This is a genomic window from Sulfurovum sp. bin170 (assembly GCF_010892395.1).
GTDB lineage: Bacteria > Campylobacterota > Campylobacteria > Campylobacterales > Sulfurovaceae > UBA1140.
Genome location: NZ_JAACKB010000279.1, coordinates 1 through 2,172 on the forward strand (window position 1 = coordinate 1; position 2,172 = coordinate 2,172).

1 protein-coding gene is annotated in these 2,172 nt (G+C 33.2%); it reads left to right on the top strand.

All coding sequences use genetic code 11. The features are described 5' to 3' along the window. A partial coding sequence (locus GSY74_RS06585; protein WP_164664309.1) for an ATP-binding protein occupies positions 1-2,106 on the top strand: 2,106 nt, incomplete at its 5' end. Positions 2,107-2,172: the final 66 nt, after the last annotated feature.

A 2,172-nucleotide genomic window follows, 5' to 3' on the forward strand; every position in this document is an offset into this window, starting at 1 on the left:
AAACTTCGTATTATATTTTTTATTATTCTAATGTTTTTTGGAATATATATCGCTATTAGCAATCACTATACAATAAATCATATAAAAGAGTTAAAAGAGTTAGAGGATAGAACATCCAAAGTTGCTTCAATTCACAAAGAGAATTTGAGACTTCTTGAAAATATGATTGATAAACTTGACTGGGCTTATTCAGCAGTAGATAATAAGTTTCTTGCAGAAGCAAATCTTATAAGAATAGAAATTGTTGAAAATTTAGAGAAATTAAGAAAAGATAGTGATAGCATAGAGATAGATAGACAAAAAGAGCTGCTTGAAAGTTTTTTTATAAAACGAGAAAAAGATATAAAAAGTGCAGCAGACGAGGATGAAATATTCCCTACTGAAAAGAGTGAAATTAAAGATAAAATTATAAAGCTATATCAAAAACAAAAAGATGATTTAGATAATGAGTTAAAAAAATACTCTAAGAAACTAGTAGAAGATACTATTAAACAATCTCATATCATACTTATCCTCTCTCTTTTAGGAGTAGTGGTCATAATAATTGCAGCTATATATATGCACTATACTATAAAGAAAAGATTTAACCAAGTATACAAATCTCTGGATAATCTAGTCAAAGAGAGACCAGACTTCTCAAAAAAGATGGAAGTAGATAAACAAGATGAGATAGGAAAACTAGTTGAAGGATTCAACCAACTTCAATCAAAACTTGAAGAGAACTACAATAGACTAAATATATTAAAAGAGAAAGCTGAAGATACAGCCAATCTAAAGTCAGAATTTTTAGCCAATATGAGTCATGAGATACGAACTCCAATGAATGGAATTGTAGGAATGAGTTATTTAGCTCTTCAAACCAATCTAAATAGTAAACAGAGAAACTATATAGAGAAGATTGATAACTCTGCCAAAATGCTTTTGACTATTATAAATGATATTCTTGACCTATCTAAAATAGAGGCGGGGAAACTTACTATCGATAGTGTAGACTTCAATGTCCACAAGATGATAGATAACTCTAGAGACTTAATTAGCTTCAAAGCAAAACAGAAGAACATAAAGTTCTCTGCATTCTACTCCGATGAGATACCAGAAGAGCTACATGGTGATAGCCTAAGAATATCTCAAGTACTGACCAATCTTTTAGGAAATGCTGTAAAATTCACCTCCATTGGAGAGGTATCTCTCTTGGTCTCTAAAGTTGACAAGAGTAGGTTTAGATTTGAGATAAAAGATACAGGTATTGGACTAACTAAAAGTGAACAGCAAAGACTCTTCAAAGCATTCTCTCAAGCAGATGGTAGTACCACTAGAAACTTTGGTGGCACAGGACTAGGGCTTGTTATCTCAAAACAGCTTGTTGAGTTGATGGGTGGCAAAATATGGGTTGAGAGCCAATATGGAACGGGAAGTAGTTTTATATTTGAAATTGAATTACAGGATGTTAAGCTAATTAAAAAAGATATAGATATAGATAAACCTACTCGTAAAGATAATAACAATTTGAAAAGAAGTATAGACCTGCTAGAGGGACATAAAGTCCTTCTTGTTGATGATAACTCTATAAACCAAGAGATAATTGCTGGGCTACTTGAAAACTCACATATAGAGTTAGATATCGCCTCAGATGGTCAGGAGGCAGTTGATATGTTCTCCGCTAAAATCTACTCTATAATACTGATGGATATACAGATGCCTATTATGGATGGATATGAAGCTACTAGAATTATAAGAGAGAAAGATAAGCAGATTCCTATTATTGCACTTACAGCAAATGCGATGAAAGAGGATATAGAGAAGAGTGCCAAGCGAGGTATGAATGCACACATAAACAAACCTATAGCTGTAGAAAAACTCTACGAGACTCTACTAAAATACATTCCACACCAAGTAACAGGAGAGGGTAATCATAGGGTAAGAGATAAACTATTTGATAAATTAGAAGAGGCGATAAAGAGTAGACGACCCAAAAACTGCTCTACGATTATAGAAGAGATAGAGAACTACACTCTCTCCCCAGAGGATAGAGAGTTTTTTATAGAGATACGAGATTTGGTTAAAAAATATAAGTTCAACTTGGCATTGGATAAACTTGCTACATGATGGACTTCTTTTGGAATCGGAGGCTTTAGCCCAATGCCAATGAATTAGCGAGGCTGAAGCCATCGT